Here is a 1,446-nt window from a genome sequence, read left to right as displayed (position 1 = left end):
GTTCAAGGAGTCGTTGCAACACTGCCTGCCAGCAAGCATAGGTGCTCGTTGAACGCCTCTGCGGGAGTGCGCCAGCCGAGTGTCTTACGGGGGCGGCTGTTGAGCGTGGCGGCGACTGCGCCCAGGTCGTTTCGGCTGTGCCTGCTCAGGTCGGTTCCCTTGGGGAAGTACTGGCGCAGCAGGCCGTTGGTGTTCTCGTTGGTGCCGCGCTGCCAGGGACTGTGCGGGTCGGCGAAGTAGATCTCCAGCCCGGTGTCGATGCGCAGTTGTGCATGCTGTGCCATCTCCGCGCCCTGATCCCAGGTCAGTGACCTGCGCAGTTGCCCGGGCAGCGTGATGATCGTGGCGGCGACGGCGTCGCGCACGGCTTCGGCGCCGTGCCCGGCGAGTGCCGGGCCGTTCTTGACCCGCTCACCTTCGCCGTGGCCGTCCATCCGGGGCAGATACAGCAGCATCGTGTACCGGGTGGTGCGCTCGACCAGCGTGCCGATCGCGGAGCTGTCCAGGCCGATGATCAGATCGCCTTCCCAGTGCCCGGGCACGGCCCGGTCGGCGGCCTCGGCGGGCCGCTGACCGATCAGCACGTTCTCGGTGACGAACTTCTTTCCGCGCTGGCGGGTCCGGGCCCGCGGCACCCGCAGCGCCCGCCCGGTGCGCAGGCAGGCGGTCAGCTCGCGCCGCAACGCGCCGCGGCCCTGGATATACAGAGCCTGGTAGATGGCCTCGTGCGAGATCCGCATCGTCTCATCCTCGGGAAAATCGACCGGGAGCCTGCCCGCGATCTGCTCCGGACTCCATGACGTCGCCCAGCGCCGGTCCTGGCGGCGCCCGTGACGTCGCCCGATCCAGCGGACCTGTGGTCCTTCGATTGCGCTGCCGTCCGGGGCGCGGACCGTGCCGGCCAGCCGATCCTGCACATACTCTCGCAGCCGGTCGTTGGCGGCGAGCTTGCTCACCTTAGGCCGGCGCGCCTGGCGGTCGGCGTGCCACTGCGCGACCGAGGCCCGGTAGTCCAGCCGTCCACCCCTGGTCGCCGCGTTGCGCCGCAGCTCCCGCGAGATCGTCGACGGGGCACGTCCCAGACTGCGGGCTATCTCCCGCACCCCGCGCCCCTGGGCGCGCAGCATGGCGATCTCCTCGCGCTCGGCGAACGACAGGTAGCGGCCCGAGGGAGGGGCCAGGCTGATCGGCGGCATACCGCCACCCTCACGAAACCATCGCGGCCCCAGCGGCATCGACACACCGCACGCGACAGCGGCCTCCTCGCTCGACAGCCCTTCGGCGATCAGCCGCCAGAACCTCTGCTGCTCCTCACGCCGGTTGACCGGAGGCCGCCCCGGTGATCGAAGCGGCGGACGACCAGCCTGAAGCGCCGCACGCGCCCTTCCTTGCGCCACAACATCCCCCTCGAAGATCGAGGTGTTGCGACGACCGGTTGAATCCGCC

At 70.1% G+C, this 1,446-nt stretch carries 1 protein-coding gene; it reads right to left on the bottom strand.

Annotated features, from left to right (window positions below; translation table 11 throughout):
- Positions 1-2: 2 nt before the first annotated feature.
- Positions 3-1,196 (bottom strand): IS30 family transposase, encoded by a 1,194-nt coding sequence (locus ABZ260_RS50995; RefSeq protein WP_355633182.1) that lies wholly within the window; start codon positions 1,194-1,196, stop codon positions 3-5.
- Positions 1,197-1,446 lie beyond the last annotated feature (250 nt).

The sequence above is a fragment of the Streptosporangium sp. NPDC006013 genome, assembly GCF_040614275.1.
Taxonomy (GTDB): domain Bacteria; phylum Actinomycetota; class Actinomycetes; order Streptosporangiales; family Streptosporangiaceae; genus Streptosporangium.
The sequence above is the reverse complement of the archived record's forward strand: the minus strand, read 5'-3'. Positions and strand labels throughout refer to the sequence as shown.